This window comes from Streptomyces griseofuscus, from assembly GCF_014673495.1.
In the GTDB taxonomy this organism is placed as follows: Bacteria; Actinomycetota; Actinomycetes; order Streptomycetales; family Streptomycetaceae; genus Streptomyces; species Streptomyces murinus.
In genome coordinates this window covers 2,594,324-2,617,508 of sequence record NZ_CP051006.1, presented here as the reverse complement: position 1 = coordinate 2,617,508, position 23,185 = coordinate 2,594,324, and the positions used below count along the sequence as shown (strand labels likewise).

At 73.6% G+C, this 23,185-nt stretch carries 18 protein-coding genes; 9 read left to right on the top strand and 9 right to left on the bottom strand.

Features of this window, described 5'->3' with window-relative positions:
- Positions 1-291: 291 nt before the first annotated feature.
- Complete coding sequence (locus tag HEP81_RS11390; RefSeq protein WP_037662270.1) at positions 292-5,259, bottom strand: ATP-dependent helicase; 4,968 nt, start codon at positions 5,257-5,259, stop codon at positions 292-294.
- A gap of 109 nt (positions 5,260-5,368) precedes the next feature.
- On the opposite strand from HEP81_RS11390, the gene HEP81_RS11385 reads away from it, so the two are divergent.
- The 3 genes from HEP81_RS11385 to HEP81_RS11375 are packed head-to-tail and all read left to right on the top strand — an operon-like array spanning position 5,369 to position 7,439.
- Entirely contained in the window at positions 5,369-6,310 is a 942-nt protein-coding gene (locus HEP81_RS11385) for an AraC family transcriptional regulator (RefSeq protein ID WP_051850585.1), read from the top strand.
- A gap of 53 nt (positions 6,311-6,363) precedes the next feature.
- Positions 6,364-7,134, top strand: a complete 771-nt coding sequence (locus HEP81_RS11380; protein WP_037662268.1) for an AzlC family ABC transporter permease — start codon at positions 6,364-6,366, stop codon at positions 7,132-7,134.
- Positions 7,131-7,439 (top strand): AzlD domain-containing protein, encoded by a 309-nt coding sequence (locus HEP81_RS11375; protein ID WP_037662266.1) that lies wholly within the window; start codon positions 7,131-7,133, stop codon positions 7,437-7,439. Before HEP81_RS11380 ends, HEP81_RS11375 begins: the two co-directional genes overlap by 4 nt.
- Positions 7,440-7,539: 100 nt before the next feature.
- On the opposite strand, the gene HEP81_RS11370 is transcribed toward HEP81_RS11375, so the two are convergent.
- From HEP81_RS11370 to HEP81_RS11335, 8 genes are all read right to left on the bottom strand, one after another.
- Positions 7,540-8,535, bottom strand: coding sequence for a hypothetical protein (locus HEP81_RS11370; RefSeq protein ID WP_190275982.1), 996 nt, complete (start codon positions 8,533-8,535; stop codon positions 7,540-7,542).
- A 191-nt stretch (positions 8,536-8,726) separates the two neighbouring features.
- The gene (locus tag HEP81_RS11365) at positions 8,727-9,950 is read right to left on the bottom strand and encodes a beta-ketoacyl-[acyl-carrier-protein] synthase family protein (RefSeq protein ID WP_037662262.1); all 1,224 of its coding nucleotides are present in this window, start codon (positions 9,948-9,950) and stop codon (positions 8,727-8,729) included.
- Positions 9,947-10,219: an acyl carrier protein gene (locus tag HEP81_RS11360; protein WP_051850584.1), complete on the bottom strand. Its 273-nt coding sequence runs from the start codon at positions 10,217-10,219 to the stop codon at positions 9,947-9,949. The genes HEP81_RS11365 and HEP81_RS11360 overlap by 4 nt, the downstream gene beginning before the upstream one ends.
- On the bottom strand, positions 10,216-11,328 hold the full coding sequence (locus HEP81_RS11355) for a beta-ketoacyl-ACP synthase III (RefSeq protein ID WP_243279387.1): 1,113 nt from the start codon (positions 11,326-11,328) through the stop codon (positions 10,216-10,218). The genes HEP81_RS11360 and HEP81_RS11355 overlap by 4 nt, the downstream gene beginning before the upstream one ends.
- 10 nt (positions 11,329-11,338) lie before the next feature.
- The gene (locus HEP81_RS11350) at positions 11,339-12,214 is read right to left on the bottom strand and encodes an SDR family NAD(P)-dependent oxidoreductase (RefSeq protein WP_051850586.1); all 876 of its coding nucleotides are present in this window, start codon (positions 12,212-12,214) and stop codon (positions 11,339-11,341) included.
- A gap of 68 nt (positions 12,215-12,282) precedes the next feature.
- Positions 12,283-13,380 carry a 3-oxoacyl-ACP synthase III family protein gene (locus HEP81_RS11345; protein WP_037662261.1) on the bottom strand — a complete coding sequence of 366 codons (1,098 nt, stop codon included), beginning with the start codon at positions 13,378-13,380 and terminating at the stop codon, positions 12,283-12,285.
- A complete protein-coding gene (locus HEP81_RS11340; RefSeq protein ID WP_037662260.1) occupies positions 13,377-15,257 on the bottom strand; it encodes an acyl-CoA dehydrogenase in 1,881 nt (626 codons plus the stop codon). Before HEP81_RS11340 ends, HEP81_RS11345 begins: the two co-directional genes overlap by 4 nt.
- Before the next feature lie 65 nt (positions 15,258-15,322).
- Positions 15,323-16,306 carry an acyltransferase domain-containing protein gene (locus HEP81_RS11335; protein ID WP_051850583.1) on the bottom strand — a complete coding sequence of 328 codons (984 nt, stop codon included), beginning with the start codon at positions 16,304-16,306 and terminating at the stop codon, positions 15,323-15,325.
- 210 nt (positions 16,307-16,516) lie between these two features.
- Between HEP81_RS11335 and HEP81_RS11330 the strand changes: the two genes are divergently transcribed.
- From HEP81_RS11330 to recX, 6 genes are all read left to right on the top strand, one after another.
- On the top strand, positions 16,517-17,932 hold the full coding sequence (locus HEP81_RS11330) for an NsdA family TPR-like regulatory protein (RefSeq protein ID WP_063755280.1): 1,416 nt from the start codon (positions 16,517-16,519) through the stop codon (positions 17,930-17,932).
- 148 nt (positions 17,933-18,080) lie between these two features.
- Entirely contained in the window at positions 18,081-19,196 is a 1,116-nt protein-coding gene (locus tag HEP81_RS11325; protein ID WP_037662257.1) for a hypothetical protein, read from the top strand.
- 149 nt (positions 19,197-19,345) lie between these two features.
- The gene (locus tag HEP81_RS11320; protein WP_037662254.1) at positions 19,346-19,540 is read left to right on the top strand and encodes a DUF3046 domain-containing protein; all 195 of its coding nucleotides are present in this window, start codon (positions 19,346-19,348) and stop codon (positions 19,538-19,540) included.
- A gap of 136 nt (positions 19,541-19,676) precedes the next feature.
- On the top strand, positions 19,677-20,951 hold the full coding sequence (locus HEP81_RS11315; protein WP_375139855.1) for an AI-2E family transporter: 1,275 nt from the start codon (positions 19,677-19,679) through the stop codon (positions 20,949-20,951).
- Positions 20,952-21,208: 257 nt separating this feature from the next.
- Entirely contained in the window at positions 21,209-22,333 is a 1,125-nt protein-coding gene (recA, locus tag HEP81_RS11310) for a recombinase RecA (protein ID WP_037662252.1), read from the top strand.
- Positions 22,334-22,335: 2 nt separating this feature from the next.
- Positions 22,336-23,154, top strand: a complete 819-nt coding sequence (gene recX / locus HEP81_RS11305) for a recombination regulator RecX (RefSeq protein ID WP_037662250.1) — start codon at positions 22,336-22,338, stop codon at positions 23,152-23,154.
- The last annotated feature ends 31 nt before the right edge of the window (positions 23,155-23,185 follow it).

The following is a 23,185-nucleotide window of genomic DNA, read 5'->3' as shown; positions in this document are numbered from 1 at the left end:
TCGGGCAGGTCTGCGGGAGCGGGAGGGTTCGTTGGGGCGAGTGGCAGAGCACATCGGTGAGGGCGGGGCGCGAGGACGGGCGGGATCGGTGGCGCGAGTGGCAGAGCACATCGGTGAGGGCGGGGCGCGAGGACCGGCGGGATCGGTGGCGCGAGAGCCGGCGGTATCGGTGGAGGTCCGGCGGGAGGGCGGGCCCGGGCCTCGGTGCTCCGGCGCGGCAGCACCCGCTCCGGGCTCCCCGCCCAGGAGCCCCATCGTCCTGGCCGGGCGCGCCCGTCTCGCGCCCCCGGCTCACGCTCTCAGGCGCAGCCCCCGTGGTGTGGCCACGAAGCCTGCCGATTCCAGCAGGGCGCCTATGGGGGAGGTCAGGGCCGGGGTGTTGTTGATCCGTTCGACGGTGACCGTGCCGAGGGAGCCGGCGCGGGCGGCGGCGGCCAGGGTTTCGGCGGCCGCCCGCAGCCGGGGGTCGTCCACGGCCGCGGTGTCCGGGGTGATCGGCCAGGCGAGGAGGGTCTTGCCGCCGCGCTCCATGTACAGGGTCAGCTCGCCCTCCACCAGGACGACCAGGGAACCCGCCTTGCGGCCCGGTTTGTGCCCGGCGCCGGTGGGTGGCTCGGGCCAGGACAGGGCCGCGCCGTAGGCGTTCGCCGGGTCCGCCGCGGCGAGGACGACGGCACGGGAGTCGGGGGAACGGTCCCGGCCGTGGTTCCGCCGCGGGCCCCGGTCCTCCCAGGGGGAGCCCGAGCCAGGGCCGGTGGATCCGCCGCCCCGAGGGCCGCCGTAGCCGGGGGCGGAGAAGGGGTCGGCGAGGTCGCGGGGAGCGCCCTGGCCGTCGGGGTCGGTCGGCGGCCAGGTGAAGTCGCCGTCGAGACCGGGGTGGGCGAAGCCCGCGTCGGCGCCGGAAGAGGACGGGCTGTGGCTGTGCGGGCCGCCGTCGATGCCCGGGAAGCCGTGCGGATCGGTGAACCCGGGTGCCGGGAAGCCGCCCGCCGGGGCGGGCAGGGACTCGCCGCGGTCCCGTGCGTTGGACACCGCGCGCAGCCGGTCCACCGCGCCGTCCATGGCGAACTGGGCCGCGCCGAGCCCCTCGACCACATAACCGCGCCTGGCCTGGCCGCTGTCCTCGAAGGCGGACAGCACCCGGTACACCGCCGAGAAGCCCCCTTCCACGCCCTCCGCGGCGACCGCGCCCCGGGTCACCACGCCGTGCCGGTCCAGCAGGGTGCGGGCCAGCGCGTGCGCGCGCACCGTGGGGTCGGGCTCGGCCGCGGGCAGCAGGGACCAGCGCCCCGCGACGGTCGGCGGGCCGGTACGGGAGGCCGTACGCGCCGCGGCCGTCAGGGAGCCGTAGCGCCCGCGCGGCACCGCGCGCTTGGCACGATGGGCGGTCGAACCCGCCGTACGGCCCGAGCCCAGCAGGGAGCGCATCGGCGCCAGCGTGTCATTGGTGAGCCGGCCCGACCAGGCCAGGTCCCAGAGGATGTCGGCCAGTTGGGGGTCGGTGGCGTCGGGGTGCGTGGTGGCGCGGACCTGGTCGGCGATCTGCCGGAAGAACAGGCCGTAGCCACCGGACAGCGCGTCCAGGACGGACTGGTGCAGCGCCGTCAGCTCCAGCGGATGCGGCGGCGGGAGCAACAGGGGTGCCGCGTCCGCCAGATAGAGGGAGACCCAGCCGTCCTTGCCGGGCAGCGCGCCCGCGCCGGCCCACAGCACCTCGCCGGCCGCGGTCAACTCGTCCAGCATCGACGGCGTGTAGTTCGCCACCCGGGACGGCAGGACCAGCTTCTCCAGCGCGGAGGCGGGCACCGAGGCGCCCTGCAACTGCTCGATCGCGCGCACCAGTCCGTCCACGCCGCGCAGACCGTGGCCCTTGCCGATGTGCTGCCACTGCGGCAGGAACTGCCCGAGCGCGGCGGGCGGTACCGGCTCCAGTTCGTGCCGCAGGGCCGCAAGGGAGCGGCGGCGCAGTCGCCGTAGCACCGTGGCATCGCACCACTCCTGGCCGATGCCCGCCGGATGGAACTCGCCCTGCACCACCCGGCCGCTCGCGGCGAGCCGCTGGAGGGCGCCGTCGGTGATCGCGACGCCCAGTCCGAAGCGGTCGGCGGCGGTGGCCGAGGTGAACGGGCCGTGCGTACGGGCATAGCGTGCGAGGAGGTCGCCCAGCGGGTCCTTGACCGGTTCGGTGAAGGCTTCCGGGACGCCGACGGGCAGCGCGGTGCCGAGCGCGTCGCGCAGCCGGCCCGCGTCCTCGATCGCCGCCCAGTGGTCGGCGCCGGAGATCCGGACCTTGATCGCCCGGCGGGCCCCGGCCAGCTCCCGCACCCAGTGCGGATCGGCGCCACGCGCGACCAACTCGGCCTCGGTGAGCGGGCCGAGCATCCGCAGCACATCGGCGACGCCCTCCACGTCCTTGACCCGGCGGTCCTCGGTGAGCCACTGGAGTTCGCGCTCCAGCTCGGTCAGCACCTCGGCGTCGAGCAGTTCGCGCAGCTCCGCCTGGCCGAGCAGTTCGGCCAGCAGCCGGGAGTCCAGGGAGAGCGCGGCGGCACGGCGCTCGGCCAGCGGGGAATCGCCCTCGTACAGGAACTGGGCGACATACCCGAACAGCAGGGAGCGGGCGAAGGGGGACGGCTCCGGGGTGGTGACCTCGACCAGGCGCACCTTGCGGGACTCGATGTCGCCCATCAGCTCGGCGAGGCCCGGCACGTCGAAGACGTCCTGGAGGCATTCGCGGACGGCCTCCAGGACGATCGGGAACGAGCCGAACTCGCTCGCCACCTGGAGCAGTTGCGCCGCGCGCTGACGCTGCTGCCACAGCGGGGTGCGCTTGCCCGGGCTGCGGCGCGGCAGCAGCAGGGCACGCGCGGCGCACTCGCGGAACCGGGAGGCGAACAGGGCGGAGCCGCCGACCTGTTCGGTGACCACCTGGTCGACGTCGCCCTTGTCGAAGGCGACGTCCGCCGCGCCCACGGGCGGCTGCTCACTGTCCCCGGGGAAGGGCGCGCCCGGCTTCATGGGCTCCTGGTCGAGCAGGTCCAGGCTCATCAGATCGGCGTCCGGCAGCCGCAGCACGATGCCGTCGTCGGCGTGCATCACCTGGGCGTCCATGCCGTACCGCTCGGACAGCCGGGCGCCGAGCGCGAGCGCCCAGGGGGCGTGCACCTGGGCACCGAAGGGGGAGTGGACGACGACCCGCCAGTCGCCCAGTTCGTCGCGGAAGCGCTCCACGACGATCGTACGGTCGTCCGGGACATGGCCGCAGGCCTCGCGCTGCTCCCGCAGATACGCCAGCACGTTGTCCGCCGCCCATGCGTCCAGGCCCGCGGCGAGCAGCCGCAGCCGGGCGTCGCCCTCGGGCAGCGAGCCGACCTCGCGCAGGAACGCGCCCACCGCGCGGCCCAGTTCGAGCGGGCGGCCCAGCTGGTCGCCCTTCCAGAACGGCAGCCGGCCCGGCACGCCCGGCGCGGGGGAGACCAGGACCCGGTCGCGGGTGATGTCCTCGATGCGCCAGGAACTCGTGCCCAGCGTGAAGACGTCGCCCACCCGGGACTCGTAGACCATCTCCTCGTCCAGCTCGCCGACCCGGCCGCCGCCCTTCTTGGGGTCGCTGCCGGCGAGGAAGACCCCGAACAGACCGCGGTCCGGGATGGTGCCGCCGGAGGTGACGGCCAGCCGCTGGGCGCCGGGGCGGCCGGTGATGGTGCCCGCCACGCGGTCCCACACCACGCGGGGGCGCAGCTCCGCGAACGCGTCCGAGGGATAGCGGCCCGCGAGCATGTCGAGGACCGCGGTGAACGCCGATTCCGGGAGCGAGGCGAACGGGGCCGCGCGGCGGACCATGGCCAGCAGGTCGTCGAACTGCCAGGTGTCCAGGGCCGTCATGGCGACGATCTGCTGGGCGAGTACGTCCAGGGGGTTCGCGGGCACCCGCAGGGACTCGATGGCGCCCGAACGCATCCGCTCGGTCACCACGGCCGCCTGCACCAGGTCGCCCCGGTACTTGGGGAAGACCACACCGGTGGAGACGGCGCCCACCTGGTGTCCGGCGCGGCCGACACGCTGGAGCCCGGAGGCCACCGAGGGCGGCGACTCCACCTGGACGACGAGATCGACGGCGCCCATGTCGATGCCCAGCTCCAGGCTGGAGGTGGCGACCACGGCGGGCAGCCGGCCCGCCTTCAGGTCCTCCTCGACCAGCGCGCGCTGCTCCTTGGACACCGAGCCGTGGTGGGCCCGGGCGATCACCGGGGGCGCGCCCTGGGCCGCGCCCGACCCGCCCATCAGCTGGGCGGGGGAGTGGTGCTCGGAAAGTGGCTCGCCCGTCGCGCGCTCGTACGCGATCTCGTTGAGCCGGTTGCACAGGCGTTCGGCCAGGCGGCGGGAGTTGGCGAAAACGATGGTGGAGCGGTGCGACTGGACCAGATCGGCGATCCGTTCCTCCACATGCGGCCAGATCGAGGGCCGCTCCCCGCCGTCGGCCGCGTCGGTGGCCGGGGAGCCGCCCAGCTCGCCCATGTCCTCGATCGGTACGACCACCGAGAGGTCGAACTCCTTGCCGGACTCCGGCTGGACGATCTCCACCTTGCGGCGCGGCGAGAGATAACGGGCGATCTCGTCCACCGGGCGCACGGTCGCCGACAGGCCGATCCGGCGGGCCGGCTTCGGGAGCAGTTCGTCGAGGCGCTCCAGCGTCAGCGCGAGATGCGCGCCGCGCTTGGTGCCCGCGACCGCGTGCACCTCGTCCAGGATCACCGTCTCCACGCCCGTGAGCGCGTCGCGGGTGGCCGAGGTCAGCATCAGGAAGAGCGACTCGGGGGTGGTGATCAGGATGTCCGGCGGCCGGGTGGACAGCGCGCGGCGCTCGGCGGGCGGGGTGTCGCCGGAGCGGATGCCGACCTTGATCTCGGGTTCCGGCAGGCCGAGGCGGACGGACTCCTGGCGGATACCGGTCAGCGGACTGCGCAGATTGCGCTCGACGTCGACCGCGAGGGCCTTCAGCGGCGAGACGTACAGCACCCGGCAGCGCTTTCGCGGGTCGGCCGGGGGCGGGGTCGCGGCCAGCTGGTCCAGGGCGGCGAGGAACGCGGCCAGCGTCTTGCCGGAGCCGGTCGGCGCGACCACCAGCACATCCGAACCCGCCTGGATGGCGCCCCACGCGCCCGCCTGGGCCGCGGTGGGCGCGGAGAACGCCCCCGTGAACCAGCCGCGGGTCGCGGGGGAGAAACCGTCGAGGGCCCGATGTGCGGAGCTGACCATGCGTCCATCCTGCACCCGCCCACTGACAATCGTGCTGACCTGGGCAAATGCCCCGCCGTCGAGGGTGGGCGAGGAGCGGGACGCGGCCGCCGCGGCGGACAATGGACCCATGGCAGGCACGGCTGGACGGCGGGACGACCGCCCGACCCGCGAGCGGGCGGGACGGGCGGTGGAGCGGGCGCGGCACTGGCGCTACGAGGAACTGCCTGGCGTGGATCTGCTGCGCGCCCGGTACGTCCACAAGACCTTCGTCCGGCACACTCACGAGAACTTCGTGATCGCCGCAATCGCCGACGGCGTGGAGGTGTTCCACCACGGCGGCTCCGACGTCTTCGTCGGCGCGGGAGCCCTCGCGCTGGTCAACCCGGACACCCCGCACACCGGCCGGGCCGGGGTCCCGGAGGGCTGGCGGTACGGCGCGGTCTACCCGGCGCCCGAGGTGGTGGCGGCGATAGCGGCGGAGACCAGCACCCTGCGCGGCGCCCCCGGCTTCGTCAGCCCCGTCCTCGACGACCCCGCCACCGTCCGCCTCGTCCATGACGTGCTCCGCGCCGCCGAGGAGGGCAACGCGCTGGCCGCCGACACCCTGCTCCGGGTCGCCGTGACTCGGCTGCTCCGGCTGAACGGCGGCACCCTGCCCGAGCGGCGGCCACGCACGGCCGGGGCCCGGATCGCGGCACGCGCGCGGGCCGTGCTGGAGGAGCGCATGGCCGAGCCGCCGACCCTGGAGCGGCTCGCCACCGACCTCGGGACCAGCCCGTTCGCGCTGCTGCGGGCCTTTCGCGACAGCTACGGCATGCCACCGCACGCCTGGCTGACCGACGCCCGGGTACGGCGCGCGCGGCTCCTCCTGGACACCGGTACCCGGCCCGCCGAGGCGGCCGTCGCCGTCGGCTTCACCGACCAGCCGCACCTCAACCGTCACTTCGCCCGGATCGTCGGCGTGCCCCCGGGCGCCTACCAGCGGGAGCGCAACGACGTACGCGGGCGCGCGGAGGTACACGGGCGTGCGGAGGTGCGAGGGCGCAAGAACGTACAAGACTCGGACTGACGTTCGCCCGTAGCGTCCCGGGCGTGGCACAGCAGCAGACAACACCAGTGGACATGGCGGACGGGGCGGCCAAGCCGGACGCGGCGGTCGTACGGGACGCCCTCGGGGTCGGCGTCGCCGTAGGACTGTCCGGGTTCGCCTTCGGGGTGACCTCGGCCGGCGGCGGGCTCGGACTGCTCCAGACCTGCGCGCTGAGCCTCCTGGTGTTCACCGGCGCCTCCCAGTTCGCCCTGGTCGGAGCGCTGGCCGCCGGAGGCAACCCGTACACGGCGGCGGCCGGGGCCTTCTTCCTGGGGGTACGCAACGCCTTCTACGGGCTGCGTCTCTCCCAGCTCCTCGCCCTTCCGCGCGCGGTACGGCCCTTCGCCGCCCAGTGGGTGATCGACGAGACCACGGCGGTCACCCTGGCGCAGCCGACCCGGCGCGCCGCCCGGATCGGCTTCACGGTCACCGGAGTCACCCTCTACGTGCTGTGGAACCTCACGACCCTGCTCGGGGCCCTGGGTGCCAAGGCCATCGGCGACACGCGCGCGTGGGGGCTGGACGCGGCAGGGCCCGCGGTGTTCCTGGCCCTGCTCGCGCCGATGCTGAGGACGGCCACCGAGCGCGCGGTCGCGGGCCTCGCGGTGCTGCTGGGGCTCGGCCTGCTGCCCGTACTCCCGGCCGGAGTGCCGGTCCTGGTGGCGGCCCTGGCCGCGCCGGTCGCCCTGTTCGTGTCGGGGCGGCGCGGACCCCGTGCCCCCCAGGACCTGGACGAGATCTCGAAGGACAGGGCCAAGGACACCTCCGAGGCGGAGGACAAGGCCATGGAGGAGGGCCGATGAACACCTGGATCGCGATCGGTCTGACCGTGCTCGGCTGCTACGCCGTCAAGCTCGCCGGCCTGCTGGTACCGGCCCATGTCATCGAGCGGCCCCTCGTACGGCGGCTCGCCGCGCTGCTGCCCGTCGCCCTCCTCGCCGCGCTCACCGCACAGCAGACGTTCGCCCAGGGGCAGGCGCTGATGCTGGACGCCAGGGCCGCGGGGCTCGGGGCGGCCGCCGTGGCCCTGGTGCTGCGCGCGCCGTTCCTGGTGGTCGTCGGGGCGGCCGTACTGGTGACGGCGGGTGTCCGCGCGCTCGGCGGCTGAGCGGCCGCGCAACGCATCGGATCCGAATCGGCATCGGACACGAACCGGCACCGGACCCGAACTCCAACCGCATCCGGACCCGCACCGCGTTTGAACCTGGTCAGCCCACGAAGCGGCCGTACGCCCGCAGCGTGCACAGTGCCTCGATCGTCACCAGGGCGCGCGCCTCGAACGCGGGGACCGGTGCCCATGCCCGGCGGCGGACCGGCCAGCCGCCGTCGTCCTGCTGTCCGGCGGCCAGGTGGTCCAGGGAGCGGGCCATCTCCTCGTCGGTGAACCAGGCGCGCGCGAGGGACGCGGGGCTCTTCGCGAAGTCGTGCGGGAAGTGGCGGGGGCCCGGTGCCGGATCACCCCGGTGCGCCACCTGCTGGGGGACCCGGCGCTCCCCCGTCACCGGGCCGTCCGGGTCCAGTGCCGCGAGCCGCTGTGCGCGCACCAGGCGACCGAGCCGGTCCGCGGCGGCCTCCGCGCGCGGACGGTCGGGTACGGAGTCCAGGAAGGCCACGGCGGCCAGCACCTCGTGCGGACGCGGCTGCTCCAGGTTTGCGACGGCCTGCCAGCAGAAGTCGGTGGCCCGGAACAGCCAGGCGTGCCACACCTCGTTGCGGTGCAGCAGCCCCACCACGGGGCCGGTGGCCGCCAGCGAACCTCGGGAGGCCGCCTGCGTGGGCGTGTCCGGGTCCGTGGGAAAGCCCTGGACGAGCGGCGCCGCCGGATACCCGCGGGCGCTCGGATGGACCGCCGGCAGCGCGCCGTCCGCGGTGGAGACGGAGGTCAGATAGCGGCACACACGCTCCACGCGCTGCCCGCTGCAGCGCCCGACGGCGTCCAGGACGCGCAGCGCGTGCGCGGTGTGCAGGGGCTGGCTCTCCGGTCCGCGCAGATCGGGCTCCAGGGCGTGCCCGTACCCGCCGTCCTCATTGCGATAGGCGTCCAGCGCCGTCTCCACCGCGTCCGGGGCGCCGCGCAGGAAGTGGTATGCGAAAAGGCGCTGTTCGAGCACGCGCGCGGTGAGCCACATGAACTGTTCGGCGCTGAAGAGCGGGGAGCGCGCCGGGGGCGTGCAGGGGAGTGGGGAAGCTCCGGTTTCGGCCATGCGTCAGACCGTAGGACGGAATGCGGCCTTGGCAAGCGGTCCCGGGCGGGCCCCACTCTCAGGGGCGGGATACCGGGTTCACGCGGTTGACGGTCTCTTAGGACATGACGTCGGACATGACGTCGGGCATGGCTTCGGGCATGGCTTCGGGCATGTTCTCCCTTCCTTGTCACGTGTACGAAGGGTCCTCGTCATGTGTACGAGGGTGCCGCGAACGCGAGGACCGTGTTGTGGCCTCCGAAGCCCAGGGAGTGGCTGAGGGCCAGGCGGACGGTCTGGGGGCGGGGCGTGCGGCTGACGATGTCCAGGCCGGCGGTGGTGTCGTCGGGGGCGGAGAAGTTCGCCGTTGGAGGCGCGGTCCCGTGCGCGATGGTCAGGACGGTGACGGCGGCCTCGATGGCGCCCGCCGCTCCCATGGTGTGCCCGAGGACGCCCTTGGCCGATGTGACCGAGGGGGGCCTGCGGGGGTAGAGGTCCCTGATCACGGCCGCCTCCACCGCGTCGTTGAGACGGGTGCTCGTCCCGTGGGCGTTGATGTGGTCGACGTCGTCGGGGCGCGCGCCCGCGCCCGCCAGGGCCGCCATGGTGGCCGCCCGCAGCCCCGCCCCCTCGGGATGCGGCGCCGTGGGATGGTGGGCGTCACCGGTGCTGCCATGGCCGGTGAGCAGCGCCAGCGGCACGGCCCCGCGCGCCCGTGCGTGCGGCTCGCGCTCCAGGAGCAGGACACCGCAGCCCTCCCCAAGCACGAAGCCGTCGCGGTCCTTGTCGAAGGGGCGCGAGGCATGTTCGGGTTCATGGTCCCGGCGCGACAGGGCGCCGAGTTTGGCGAACGCCGACGCGCACAGCGGGGTCACCATGGCGTCGGTCCCCGCGGCGACGGCGATGTCACAGGCGCCGGCGGTCAGCAGCAGAGCGGCCGTGACGGCGGCCGTGGCGCCCGACGCGCAGGCCGTGGAGGTCTGGAGGGAGGGGCCCGTGACACCCAGTTCCAGGGCCAGTTGGCCCGCCGCCATGTTGGGCAGGAACGCGGGCAGGGTCATCGGCGAGAGGACACCGTGACCGGCGGTGAGCAGTTTGCGGTGCTGGGCCTCCAGCGTGCCGACCCCGCCCGCCGCCGTGCCCACGACCACCGCCACCCGCGCCGGATCCCATTCCGCAGGCTCCAGACCCGCGCGGGCCAGGGCCTCTTGGGCGGCGGTGAGCAGAAAACGGGTGGCGGGGTCGAACCGCCAGAGCCGGCCGGGGCCCGCGTCCGGCGGGGGCACCCGGCACGACATGGTCACCGGGCCGTCGTGCAGGGCGGGATCGCTGTGTGCCGCCGGCCTGCCCGCGCACAGGCTCTCCCAGGTGGGGCCCACTCCGATCCCGCCCGGGGTCACCAGTCCGAGCCCGGTGACGGCGATCCGGTCGCTCACCGTCCGCTTCCGTCGTGCGGCACCGGCCCGGTGGGCGGCTCCAGTTGCTCGCTCACCGAGCGGGCCACCTCGGCGACGGTCAGCTCCGCGGATGCCGCCGAGTCGTCCAGGGCGACACCCCACTCCTCCTGGAGGGTGACGTAGAGCTCCACCACGGCAAGGGAGTCCAGGTCGAGTTCGCCGAGGGTGGCGGTGGGCCCGAGGCGGTCGGCGGGGACCTCGAACTTCTTGTGCAGCAGGTTCACGAGACGGTCGTAGACATGGTTCATGAGTCGCTCCTCGAAGACACGAACGGGTGGTCGGGGGATGGCGGTTGTTGCGACATGGGGGTGACATCGGGCCAGTTGAGGGCGGCGGAGGCCCAGGTGAGTCCGCCGCCGAACGCGGTCAGCAGCGTGCGGGCGCCCGTTTCGACACGCTGGTGGACCGAGGGGTCGGCCAGCACCAGCGGGATGGAGGCGGCGGCGGTGTTGCCGAGTTCCGCGATGTTGCCGAACCGGTGGGCGGGCGCGATCCCCAGCCGGTCCGCGACCGAGTCCAGGATGCGCTGGTTGGCCTGGTGGCCGACGAAGGCCCGTACGGTCTCCGGCGCCCAGCCGGCCCCTCGTAGCGCGGAGTCGGCGGACCGGGTCATCCGGCGGACCGCGTGCGCGTAGACCGCGCGGCCCCGCATACGGAAGTAGTGCCCGTCCGGGTCGGTGCCGGGCAGCCGGCGGGGGTGCCGGGAGCCGCCGCAGGGGATGGTGATGAGATCGCCGCCGCTGCCGTCGGAGCCCAGGTCGAGGGCGCCCACGGCGCCGGGTTCGGCCGCGTGGCCCGCGGTGACGAGGACCGCGCCCGCGCCGTCGCCGAAGATCGGCGCGGTCTCCCGGTCGAGCGGGTTGACGATGGTGGTGTAGGTGTCCGAGGCGATCACCAGCACCGTGGCGCAGGTGCCGGCCCGGATCAGCGCGGTCGCCATGGCCAGCGCGTACAGGAAGCCGGAGCACACCGCGGAGAGGTCGAAGGCCGGTATGCCCTCCAGGCCGAGCCGGTGCGCCACGGCGGGCGCGGTGGCCGGGCAGGGATGGTCGGGCGTGCTGGTGGCCAGCAGCAGCATCTGGGGGCGCCGGTCCCCGGCGGAGACGAGGGCCGCCCGCCCGGCGCCGACGGCGAGGTCCCCGGTGCTGGTACCGGCGTCCGCGTGGCGCCTGCGGGCGATGCCGGTGCGTTCCCTGATCCAGGTGTCGTCCGTGCGCAGCCCGCCGCGCGCGATCACGGTGTCGTTGTCGACCACGCGCGGCGGGAGGCAGGCGCCGATGCCGGTGATGACGGCGGTGGCGGTGTCCGCCGAACCGGTGACCGGCGGGCGCACAGGGGCGTCGAGGGTTTCGTCCAAGGGTGGTCACTCACTCCGCGGCGAAGGGCGAGGGGGGCTTGGGGTGGCCGGCCAGGCCGCCGTCGGCGACGGACAGTCCGCCGTCCACGACGAGCGCGTGCCCGGTGACGATGGAGGAGGCGGGAGCGGCGAGGAACAGCGCGGCGCCGACCACCTCGTCCGCATCCGCCCAACGGCCCATCGGCACATGGCTGGTGAGCCAGTCGGAGACCGGGCCGGGCGCGCTGGCGAAGGCGGTCATGTCGGTGCGCGTCCAGCCAGGGCACAGCGCGTTGACGCGGATACCCTGCCGTGCCCAGCCGACCGCGAGACTCCGCGTGAGCGATATCTGGGCCGCCTTGGTCGCGGCGTACGCCTCCATCATCGGGGCGCCGACGATCCCGGCGGCCGAGGACATCAGGATCAGACTGGCGCGCGAGGACTGGGCCAGGTGCGGGTGCGCGGCCCGGCACAGCGCGGCCGTGGCGTTGAGATTGACGGCGACGACCGCCTCCCAGTCCTCCTGGCGGGCGTGCTGGAGCGGGGCCATCAGGGGGCTGCCGTCCGCGGCGGTCGGCAGGGTGCCCGCGTTGTGGACGACGATGTCCAGGCCGCCCAGCGCCGCGCTCGCCCGGTCGACCAGCGCCTCGGCGACACCCGGCCGGGCGAGGTCACCGTCCAGGACGACGGCCTTGCGGCCACGTTCCTGTACGGCGCGCACGGTGTCCTCCAGGGCGGGCAGGGTCCGCGCGGTCAGTGCCAGATCGCATCCGGCGTCGGCGAGTGCCTCCGCGACCGCCTTGCCGATGCCCCGGGAGGCGCCGGTGACCAACGCGCGCGCGTCGTCCAGGCGGAACAGGTCCATGACGTTCGTCGAGCGGCCAGTGGCGGTCGTCGGGCGGTCCATGACGTTCGTCGGGCGATCCGCGGTGTCCGTCGAGCGGCCCGGGGCGTTCGTGGAGTGGTTCGTGGTGTTCATCGAGCGGCTCCTTGTGAGGTGGACCGTCCGGTCGTCCGGTCGGCGGACGGTACGGATCGCGGGCCGGACGCTGGGTCCGCGGCGACGGCGGGCGCGCCGCTCCAGGTGAGCAGGGCGCTGCCCCAGGTCATGCCGGCGCCGAAGGCGGCCAGCAGGATCCGGTCGCCGGGTTTCAGTGGCCGGGCGTCGACGGCGCGCGCCAGGGCGTACGGCGTGCTGGCCGCGCCGATGTTGCCCACCTCGTCGCCGACGACCACCATGCGGTCGTCGGGGATGCCGAGATCGGCCCCGATCCGCCGCAGCAGTACGGGGTTCGGCTGGTGGGCGACGACACAGTCCACGTCCGCCAGCGCCAGTCCCGCCCGGTCGAGGGCGTCGGTGATCAGATGGGGGAGGACATCCGTGATGAACCGGCCGATGGCGCGGCCGTCCATGCGGATGAAGTGGTCGCGGCCGGCGAGCGTGGCCGCGCTGGCCGGACGGCGGCTGCCGCCCGCGGGAATGAGCACACGGTCGGCGAGCGCGCCGTCGGAGCCCAGACTGAACTGCGCGAACCCCCCGGGCTCGGCCACCGGTCCGAGTACGGCGGCCGCCGCTCCGTCGGCGAACAGGACGGCGGTGCCCCGGTCGGCCGGATCGAGGAACCGGGAGTACGCCTCGACACCGACGGCGACCGCGTACCGGGTGCCCCCCTCGGCCGTACGCAGCCAGTCGTGGGCCACCTTGGCGGCGAACAGCCAGCCCGAGCAGGCGGCGCTGACGTCGAGCGCGACCGCGCGGTCGGCCCCGGTCAGCGTCTGGATCCGGCAGGCGGTGGCCGGGCCCAGCTCGTCGGGGGTCGAGGTGCCGCAGATCAGCAGGCCGATGTCGGCCATGTCGAGACCGGCGGCCCGGACCGCCGAACGGACCGCGTGCGCCGCCAGGTCGGATGCGGCCTCGCCCGGGGCGGCCACATGGCGTTCACGGACGCCGGTGCGTTCGCTGATCCATTCCGGTGTGACCCCGGCGCCCGCGGCCACCTCCGCGTTGGTGCGGACCGTGGAGGGCAGATAGGTGCCCATGCCCAGCACGCCGATGGGGCGGGTGTACGTCATGTGATGGCTCCTCGGGTCCAGGTGAGCGTGGCCCGCAGCGCGGCGTTGTAGTCGGCCGCGGCCAGCGGGGCGTCCGTCGCCCCGTCGCCGTGCACGAACGCCTCGGTGAGCAGGGGGAGATGCGGGCGCAGTTCGTCGCAGAGGTGGTCGATGACATCGGTGAGCGCCTGGACGTCCGCGGGCCGCAGGGTCTCGTGCGCGAGCAGCGAGGCGGACCAGCGGCGGGCGGCCATGGCCCCGTGCAGGGCGGCCAGCGCACTCAGGACGGTGCGCGCTCTCTCGTCGCGTACCTCGCCGAGCACGTTCAGGACGTCCTCGGCCATCAAGCCGTCGGCGTACAGCTCGCCCAGAAGGCCCGCGTCCTCCAGCAGCGGGTTCCAGGCGTCGAACGGGGAACCGTGCTTCAGGCCACGCAGTCGGCCCGCGAGGTGCGCGGCGAGCCCGGCCCGGTGGGTGCGGGCGACTTCCGGCCACCAGGAGGGGGAGGTGGCCGAGGGCCGGGCCGCGCCGTCCGCCGTACCCCCGGTCGGGGCGGGCGCGTCCGCGCTCTCCTCGACCAGGGAGCGCCCGATGTCGTACAGGATGAGCTGGCTGTCGCCGCCCGCCGCGTCGAAGGCGTGGTGGAAGCCGTGGTATCCGGCCAGCCGGTTGACGTCCAGATGACCGGAGAAGCCGCACCTGCGCTGGCATTCCGCGCTGACCTCGGCGGCGAGCCGTACGGACGCCGCCTTGTAGGCGGCGAGCGGCCGGTTGACGGCGGTCCAGGGGGTGAACCCCATCGCGTCGGTTTCCGCACCGCCCGAGGGCGCGGCGAGGGATTCCGTCCACAGGGCGCGCGCCCCGTGCGCGGCGCAGGTCAGCGCGAAGGCGTCGGCCAGCGCGCCGAGGACCGCGCGCTGCTGGGTCCGGTACGACAGCAGCGGCACGCCCGGAGCCAGCCGGCTCTGGGTACGGCGCTGCCGCGCGTAGTTGACGGCCTGTACGGCGGACTGGCGGGCGGTCGCGGCGGCCACGGCCGGCATGAGCGCCCACAGCCCCTGGCCCACCCGCAGGGTGCGCTGGAGCCGGCGCTCGGCCGATCCGGCCGGGTCGTGGAAGGCGCCGTCCGCACCGATGGCCGCCCCGTCGGCCAGCCAGTGGCCGTCGGGCACCCGCAGCCGCCGGAACCGTACGAGGACGTAGTCCAGGGGCAGCGCGCCCAGGGTGATCGGCGACGACAACTCGACGCCGGGCAGCGGCCCCGCGCGGTCGGTCAGGTCGACCACGAAGCCGAAGACCCCCCGGTCGGTGCCGTCGGTGAACAGCCGGGCGAGCACCACCGCCGTCTGGGGGACGTCCCGGGTGCCCGCGCTGCCGAACTTGGCCGCCTCGGCGTCCGGCGTGTCCAGGACGAACTCCCCGGTGGCCGGGTCGTACGTGGCACGGGTCCGGGTCGCCAGATGGCTGTTCGCCTGGCCTGCCTCGGTGATCAGGTAGACGCCCTTGGCGCGGCCGGCGGTCAGGGCCGCCACGCGCTCCGCCAGATACGCCGGATCCGAACCGAGTTGGGTCATGGATCCGAGGCAGAGCGTGTGGTGCACCAGCGCGGCCAGGCACAGCGGCGGGTCGGTGACGGCGGCCCAGGCATGGACGGCCGCGAGCCGCGCCGGGTCCTCGAAGATCTTCTCCGGGGCGGGGAGGGCCCGGCCCATCAGGCCGAGGTTTTGGAGCAGTCGGGCGCCGCCGGACGGGCGGGAGTCGGTGTCGTCACGGGTGCTGCGGCTGGTGCCGGTCCCGGTGCCGGCGCGCGGCTCGCAGAGGCTTTCGGGAGGGCATGGGCCGTGCAGGATCCGGTGCAGTTCGGCGCAGGCGGTGACGGGCAGGGTGTCGGTGAGCATGGGTGGGCCTCCGGGGGAAGAGGGGGATCACCGGGGGAGAGGGCGTTGCCGGGGGAAGGGGGATGTCACCAGGGGAAGTCGGGGTCCGCGAGCGGCGCGTGCACGGGCGGCCCGCCGCACGGGTCCAGCACCCGGCGCGCCGCGGTCGCCAGCGCGTCGCCCGTGCCCGCTTCGAGGAGCAGGTCCGGGCGGCAGGTGTGCAGTTGGTGCAGCACGGTGGGTACGACGGCGGGTTTGACCAGGCAGTCGGCCAGACCGAGGCGCAGATCGTCGTCCGGGCGGTAGGAGCGCTGGGCCACGGCGGAGAACACCGGGCAGCGGGCCCTGGACCAGGGGTAGGCGCGCAGCAGGGTGGCGAACGCCTCGGCCTGCGGGGCGAGCGCGGGGTGGTGCGAGGAGAACGGCAGCCGCAGCCGGACGGCGGACGTGCCCAGTTCCCCGGCCGTCTTCTCCACCCGGACCAGGTCGGCCGACGGGCCGGAGACCACCACCGTGCGGTCGTCGTTGACCACCGCAACCACGGTGTCCGCGGCCCCGGCGGTCGCGAGCAGCCGGGCCGCGTGGTCCGCCGCGCAGCCGAGCACGGTCAGCCCGCCCGGGCAGAAGGCCAGGACCCGCGTGAGGTCGAGGGCCGCGCGCGCCCCGTCCGCCACCGTGAGCACACCGGCGGCGGCGACCGCCGCGATCTCCCCGAAGCTGACGCCGACGACCGCGGCCGGCGGCCCGTAGACACGGCTCAGCGCTCGGTGGACCGCCAGCGAGGCCCCGTACGTGGCGAGTTGGATGGTTCCGGCGGGCGCCTCGGCGAGTTCGCGCGCGCTTGGCGGCCGGGAGCCCAGTAAACGTGTCGCGAGAAGGGGCAGATCGTGTTCGGCGGCTATGTCGTCGAGCTGTCCGAAAACCTCGCCCACGGCGTCGCGCAGGACGTCCGCGGTCCGTACGGCGCGGACCAGAGAAGTGACGGAGAAGTCACCTTGCCCGGGGAACAGATGAACGGGACGCTTCCCTGAGGACAGGGAAGGAAGTCCGTGGGTGGAACGGGTGGACATCGGGCACTTTCCTTCGATCAAGGGGGCGATGCACGCGGGACGAGGGGTGGGGGGTCCCGCGGGGATGTGGTCGCCGCGGCTCTTGGCACATGACGAGCCTGCCGGAACCCGGCGCGTGAATATGGGCCCGCAAGGGCGCGAACCTGTTGAACCCGAAATGGCGTTGAACGTTCGTACTGACGACCGGTCGCTCGGGACAGGAAGAGCAACGTGCGATCGCCCCGTACTCCGAACCAGGCCCTGCGGATCCTGCTGGCCGAGGCAGGCTGGAGCGGCGCCCGGCTCGCCCGCGAGGTCAACGCCCTGGGTGCCGCCCAGGGAACCCCGTACCACTACGACCGCACCACGGTCGCCCACTGGCTGACGGGCAGCCGGCCGCGCCCTCCCGTGCCCCAACTCGTCGCGCAGGCCCTCTCACGACGCCTCGACAGGCGGGTACGCGCGGAGGACACTGGGCTCCTCGCCCCCGGCCGGCCGAGCCCCGAGGGGGACAGCACGGGCGAAGGAGGCGCCGTGGCACGCCTGGACCGGATACTGCACGGCACCTGCCGATGCGGTCTCGCCCTGGCCGACCCCTACGCCCTGCTGGCGGCGGGAGGACCGTACGAGTCCCCGCCCGCGCAATCGCGGCCCCCCGTCCCCGCGGCCGGCCCGCCGAGCCGTATCGGCATGAGCCAGGTGGCCTCCGCCCAGGAACTCCTGACCCTCTTCTCCCGGACGGACAGCACCTTCGGCTCCGGCGCGGTCCGCGTCCCCCTGCGCCAGTACCTGTCGACCACGCTGCTGCCTTGGCTGAGATGCGACATGAAACCCGCCGTCCGACGGGAGTTGTTCACCGTGGCCGCACAGCTCGCCTACCTGTGCGCGTTCGCCCACTTCGACATGAACCACCAGGCCGCAGCCCAGCGCCTCTACCTGACCAGCATTCAGCTGGCCGGGGAGGCGGGCGATCCGATAGGGCAGGCGCTCGGCCTGCGCGGCCTGAGTGTGCAGGCGCACGCCCTGGGGCGGTTCGCGGAGGCCCAGGACCTGGCCGAGGACGCCGTACGCGTCGGAGCCCGGTACACGCCACCGCACCAGCAGGCCTTCCTCTACGGCCAGTTGGCGGTGGCGCGCGCGGGCACCGGCGGGACCGGGGTCGTCGGCCTGCTCACCTCGGCCGAACGGTGCCTGGAGAGATCCGTGAGCGGCGACACCTCCGTCGGCGCCTTCCACCAGGGCTCCCTCGCGCTCCAGCGGGCCGTCGTGGCCAGGAGCTCCGGCGATCTCAGCGGCGCTGTACGGGCCCTCCAGCTGTCCCGGCGGTACCGGCCCGCCGAGGAGTGGCGTGCCGTGGCGCTGGGGACCGCCGAACTGGCCGAGACCCAGCTATCGGCCGGCCACCTCGACCAGGCGTGCCACACCTGGCAGGACTTCCTCGACGTGTACCCGCACATCCGCAGCGCCCGCGCCGACGACCGGTTGCGCGCTCTGCACGCCTTGCTCCGGCCGCACTCGGCCCACCCCGCCGCGGCGGCGGTCCTGGCCCGCGCCCGCGTGACGCACTCCCGGGCCGCCCACGATCACCGGCACGGCAACGGAGACGGCAGCGGAACCGGTAACGACCCTTCCGGGAAAGATCGTTGATCCCATAGCACGAGAACCCGTCCGCGTCCCGGCCCGACTGCTCCAGCAGAGTGAAAACGGGATCGGTGACGGAAAGACGGACGATCTCGCCGGTTGGATGGCAGCGCGGTACCCCGGTCACTCATTCCCTTCGTATGACAGCAGGAAAATGAACCGCAGCGCCCTGTCCGAAGTCTTCCGCGCCACCCTCCGCGTCCCTCCCGGCACCCTCACGGTCGCCACGTCCTTCACCCACCCCGCGCGTGGCCGCGTCGACTGCCCCGCCCACGGCCTGCTCGCGGCGCTGACCCGCAACAGCGGGCTCGCGCCGCGGAGCCGGGCCCTGCCCGCCGCCTGTCTGCACGAGCACCTGCCCGACGCGGCGACCACGGTCTTCGCCGTCACCTACGAGAGACCCGAAGGCGGCCATCACGGACTGGCCCTGGCGGCGGACGCGAAGGACTCGGCGGCGCTGGCCTTCGCGGGGCGGCAGATCGACTCCTTCCGGGCCGTGCTGCGCACGCGCCGGCTGCTGTACGTCATGGCGCCGACGACCGACGCCGACGGCCGGGCGCCCGCGGGTTCCGTGCCCGCGCAGACGGCCGCCGCCCCCTCCTGGGAGTCGTGCGGATGCCCCGCGACCCGCGCGTGCCCCGCGCCCCGGAACGCGAACAACGCGCTGCACCGGTTCACCGACCGGGGGGACGAAGTCGTCCTCGTGGGCTCCCAGGCCGTGGGACCGCCGCCTTGGGAGGCGCGGACCAGCGGCGCCGCGCCGGTCGCGGTGCGCTCACGGCAGGAGGCGGAGTCCGTCGCCGTCGGCGATCCGGACCGCCTCGCCTTCGTGGTGACACCCGGGTCCGTCGTCTCCGAGGCGGCGGCCATCCTCAAGGTGCTGCGCCGCCGCTACCCCCGGCTGCGCGGCCAGCATCCCTCGGAGTGGTGCTACACCATGGAGGACCTCCACACGGCGGTCGCCGCGGCGCTGAGCCAGTCCGACATCCTGCTGGTCGCCGGACGCCGCTCGGCCCCCGCCGTCCGTACGGCCGTCTGCCAGGCCGCCGAGGCCAAGCTGCGGGTCCATGACGTCACGACGCCGACCAGCCTGCGCCCGCAGGACATCGACGCGGCGACGATCACCCTGGTGGACGCCACGCCCGACGGCCGCGGGCGGCGGGAGATCGGCCGGATCATGAACGGCCTGGGCCCCGCGAGCCATATCCGCCGCGAGGTCCGCTCCTACCCGGAACCCCTCCTGATGCCCCGCTCGGCCCCGGCGCGCTGATCGGCCGCCCTCACCGTCCCCCTCTCGCCCACCCGCCTGGGCGTGCCCGCTCTGGTTCTACGCTGCGTACGTACACGCGCTTTCTGCCCGACGCGGGCAGGCGGGGTGCGAGAGGCGGGAAACGTGCAGGTGGGTATGGAGCGGGATTCATGCGGTTGACGGTTTTCTGGGAGCGGATGGCGGAACACTTCGGTCCGGGGTACGCCGAGACCTTCGCGCGCGATCATGTGATGTCGGAGCTGGGCGGCCGCACGGTGAACGAGGCGCTGGACGCCGGCTGGGCGGCCAAGGACGTGTGGCGTGTGGTGTGCACGGTCATGGACGTGCCGGGGGAACGGCGCTGAGGGCGCCGCCCGACATCGTGATGATCGTGACTGAAATGCCCCGTACGCCCGATGTGAAGTCGACGCTACGGCACCGATCGGTCACGAAAGCCGCAGGTGGGCGCCGCTTGTCGGTGGAGTGGGCGAGACTTGGCGCGTGGCACGCACTGACGAGGACACCGAGCAGCTGACCCGGCCCGCGGAACCGGCCGGCCCGACGGCGACGACCGACCGGCCACCGGTCGCCGACGCCGCCACGCCGGACGGCCGTACGCCGGACGGTCGCCTGCCCGGTGGCCGCACGCCGGACGGCCGTATGCCGCGCTGGCTGCCGCGCGCCATGGTGCTCGCGCTCGCGCTGATCGCCGCCTTCCAGCTGGGCAGCTGGGCCTTCCACCAGCTCACCGGGCTGCTGATCAACATCCTGATCGCGTTCTTCCTGGCCCTGGCGGTCGAGCCCGCCGTGAGCCGGATGGCCGCCCGCGGCATGCGCAGGGGGCTCGCCACCTTCCTGGTCTTCTTCGTCCTGACCGTCGCCGCCGCGGGATTCGTCACCCTGCTCGGATCGATGCTGGCCGGCCAGATCATCAAGATGATCGAGGGCTTCCCGGACTACCTGGACTCGCTCATCCACTGGATCAACCAGACCTTCCACGCCAACCTCAGACGGGTCGACGTCCAGGAGGGACTGCTGCACTCCGACTGGCTGCGCAAGTACGCGCAGAACAGCGCGGCCGGTGTCCTCGACGTGTCCCAGCAGGTGCTCGGCGGCCTCTTCCAGCTGCTGACCGTGGCGCTGTTCTCGTTCTACTTCGCCGCCGACGGCCCCCGGCTGCGCCGCGCCCTGTGCTCGGTACTGCCGCCCGCGCGCCAGTCCGAGGTGCTGCGCGCCTGGGAGATAGCCGTCGACAAGACGGGCGGCTACCTCTACTCGCGCGGCCTCATGGCGCTCGTCTCCGGTGTCGCGCACTACATCCTGCTGCAAGCCCTGGGTGTGCCGTACGCACCCGTGCTCGGCGTCTGGGTGGGACTGGTCTCGCAGTTCGTCCCCACCATCGGCACCTATCTCGCGGGCGCGCTGCCGATGCTGATCGCGTTCACCGTCGCCCCCTGGTACGCGGTGTGGGTGCTGGTCTTCGTCGTGATCTACCAGCAGTTCGAGAACTACATGCTCCAGCCCAAGCTGACCGCCAAGAGCGTGGACATCCACCCCGCCGTCGCCTTCGGCTCGGTCATCGTGGGCACGGCCCTGCTGGGTGCCGTCGGCGCGCTGATCTCCATCCCCGCCGTGGCCACCCTTCAGGCGTTCCTGGGCGCCTACGTCAAGCGGTACGACGTCACCGACGACCCCCGGGTGAACGGGCACCGCGGGCGGGCTCAGGGCAGCTCCGGTGTGCTCGCGCGGCTGCGGGCCGCGCGCGCTCGGCGGTAGCGGGCTCCCCCGGGCTCTCCCGTACCGCGACTCTCGAAGCGACATCCCGACACGACGGGGTGTCGCTTGACACAAAAATCGAACATCCATTCTCATGAAGGCTCCGGCGAGGCAGTGGACCGGGGATTTGGTCATGGCTTGGGTGGATATGCACCCTGGTTATCCACAGGCCGGGCCGGCGTCGGGGCGCATTGTCAGTGGCAGGCGTTAGCGTCTTTGACGTGAAGCGATCGACTCAAGCAAACCGGGTGGAACCCATGGCAGGAACCGACCGCGAGAAGGCGCTCGACGCCGCGCTCGCACAGATTGAACGACAATTCGGCAAGGGCGCGGTCATGCGCATGGGCGAGCGGTCGAGGGAGCCCATCGAGGTCATCCCGACCGGCTCGACCGCGCTCGACGTGGCCCTCGGTGTCGGCGGCCTGCCGCGCGGCCGTGTCGTGGAGATCTATGGACCGGAGTCCTCCGGTAAGACGACCCTGACACTGCACGCCGTGGCGAACGCGCAGAAGGCCGGCGGCCAGGTCGCGTTCGTGGACGCCGAGCACGCCCTCGACCCCGAGTACGCGCGCAAGCTGGGCGTCGACATCGACAACCTGATCCTGTCGCAGCCGGACAACGGCGAGCAGGCGCTGGAGATCGTGGACATGCTGGTCCGCTCCGGCGCGCTCGACCTGATCGTCATCGACTCCGTCGCCGCGCTCGTGCCGCGCGCGGAGATCGAGGGCGAGATGGGCGACAGCCACGTCGGTCTCCAGGCCCGTCTGATGAGCCAGGCGCTGCGGAAGATCACCAGCGCGCTCAACCAGTCCAAGACCACCGCCATCTTCATCAACCAGCTCCGCGAGAAGATCGGCGTCATGTTCGGCTCCCCGGAGACCACGACCGGTGGCCGGGCGCTGAAGTTCTACGCCTCGGTGCGCATCGACATCCGCCGCATCGAGACCCTGAAGGACGGCACCGAGGCGGTCGGCAACCGCACCCGCTGCAAGGTCGTCAAGAACAAGGTCGCGCCCCCCTTCAAGCAGGCCGAGTTCGACATCCTCTACGGCCAGGGCATCAGCCGCGAGGGCGGTCTGATCGACATGGGCGTGGAGCACGGCTTCGTCCGCAAGGCCGGCGCCTGGTACACGTACGAGGGCGACCAGCTCGGCCAGGGCAAGGAGAACGCGCGCAACTTCCTCAAGGACAATCCCGACCTGGCCAACGAGATCGAGAGGAAGATCAAGGAGAAGCTGGGCGTGGGTGTCCGGCCGGAGGAGCCGTCGGCCGAGCCCGGTGCGGACGCCGCGGGTGCCGCCCCGGCCGAGGACACCGCCAAGACGGCAGCCGCCCCCGCCGTCAAGGCCACCAAGCCCAAGGCCGCCGCTGTCAAGAGCTGACCGTGACACGACGAACCGACTGGTCCGAGTACGAGTACGCCACCCCCGGTGCCTCACGGGGGAGGGGCACCGGGGAGCACCCGGCGTATGCCCCGGGCGGTGACGACGCGTACACGGCCGGTGGAGACGACGCATACGGGGACGGTGCCCTGTCGGGCGACGGGAGCGGTGAGCCGTACGGGGGCGGCTCGATCGGTCCCGGCTCCCGGGGCGGCCGGAGGCGGGGCCGTCGACGGCGTGGCTTCGGGGAGCAGCCGTCCGGTGCCGGTGAGGACGAAGGCGGCCCCTCCTCGTCGAGGGCCGAGCGGGGGGAGCCTTCGGGAGACCCGGCTGAGCGGGCACGGGCGATCTGCCTGCGCCTGCTCACCGGGACCCCACGCACCCGCAAGCAGCTCGCGGACGCCCTGCGCAAGCGGGAGATCCCCGAGGACGTGGCCGAGGAGGTGCTGTCGCGGTTCGAGGAGGTCGGACTGATCGACGACGGCGCGTTCGCGGATGCCTGGGTGGAGTCCCGGCACCATGGCCGGGGGCTGGCCCGGCGGGCCCTCGCCCGGGAGCTGCGTACCAAGGGGGTCGACTCGACGCTGATCGAGGAGGCGGTCGGGCAACTCGACTCCGACCAGGAGGAGGAGACCGCCCGGGAACTCGTCGCCCGCAAGCTGCGCGCCACTCGGGGCCTCGACCGCGACAAACGCATCCGCCGCCTCGCCGGCATGCTTGCCCGCAAGGGCTACCCCGAGGGGATGTCCCTGCGCGTCGTGCGCCGGGCGTTGGAGGAGGAGGGTGAGGACGCGGACTTTCTCGGGGAGTCTGACTTCTGACGGCTTCTGATGGCGCATCGGGGGGCGGGTG

Coding starts and splice junctions, on each gene's coding strand:
- HEP81_RS11390 (WP_037662270.1), bottom strand. CDS start 5,259: ATGGTCAGCTCCGCACATCGGGCCCTCGACGGTTTCTCCCCCGCGACC.
- HEP81_RS11385 (WP_051850585.1), top strand. CDS start 5,369: ATGGCAGGCACGGCTGGACGGCGGGACGACCGCCCGACCCGCGAGCGG.
- HEP81_RS11380 (WP_037662268.1), top strand. CDS start 6,364: ATGGCGGACGGGGCGGCCAAGCCGGACGCGGCGGTCGTACGGGACGCC.
- HEP81_RS11375 (WP_037662266.1), top strand. CDS start 7,131: ATGAACACCTGGATCGCGATCGGTCTGACCGTGCTCGGCTGCTACGCC.
- HEP81_RS11370 (WP_190275982.1), bottom strand. CDS start 8,535: ATGGCCGAAACCGGAGCTTCCCCACTCCCCTGCACGCCCCCGGCGCGC.
- HEP81_RS11360 (WP_051850584.1), bottom strand. CDS start 10,219: ATGAACCATGTCTACGACCGTCTCGTGAACCTGCTGCACAAGAAGTTC.
- HEP81_RS11350 (WP_051850586.1), bottom strand. CDS start 12,214: ATGGACCGCCCGACGACCGCCACTGGCCGCTCGACGAACGTCATGGAC.
- HEP81_RS11345 (WP_037662261.1), bottom strand. CDS start 13,380: ATGACGTACACCCGCCCCATCGGCGTGCTGGGCATGGGCACCTATCTG.
- HEP81_RS11340 (WP_037662260.1), bottom strand. CDS start 15,257: ATGCTCACCGACACCCTGCCCGTCACCGCCTGCGCCGAACTGCACCGG.
- HEP81_RS11335 (WP_051850583.1), bottom strand. CDS start 16,306: ATGTCCACCCGTTCCACCCACGGACTTCCTTCCCTGTCCTCAGGGAAG.
- HEP81_RS11325 (WP_037662257.1), top strand. CDS start 18,081: ATGAACCGCAGCGCCCTGTCCGAAGTCTTCCGCGCCACCCTCCGCGTC.
- HEP81_RS11320 (WP_037662254.1), top strand. CDS start 19,346: ATGCGGTTGACGGTTTTCTGGGAGCGGATGGCGGAACACTTCGGTCCG.
- recA (WP_037662252.1), top strand. CDS start 21,209: ATGGCAGGAACCGACCGCGAGAAGGCGCTCGACGCCGCGCTCGCACAG.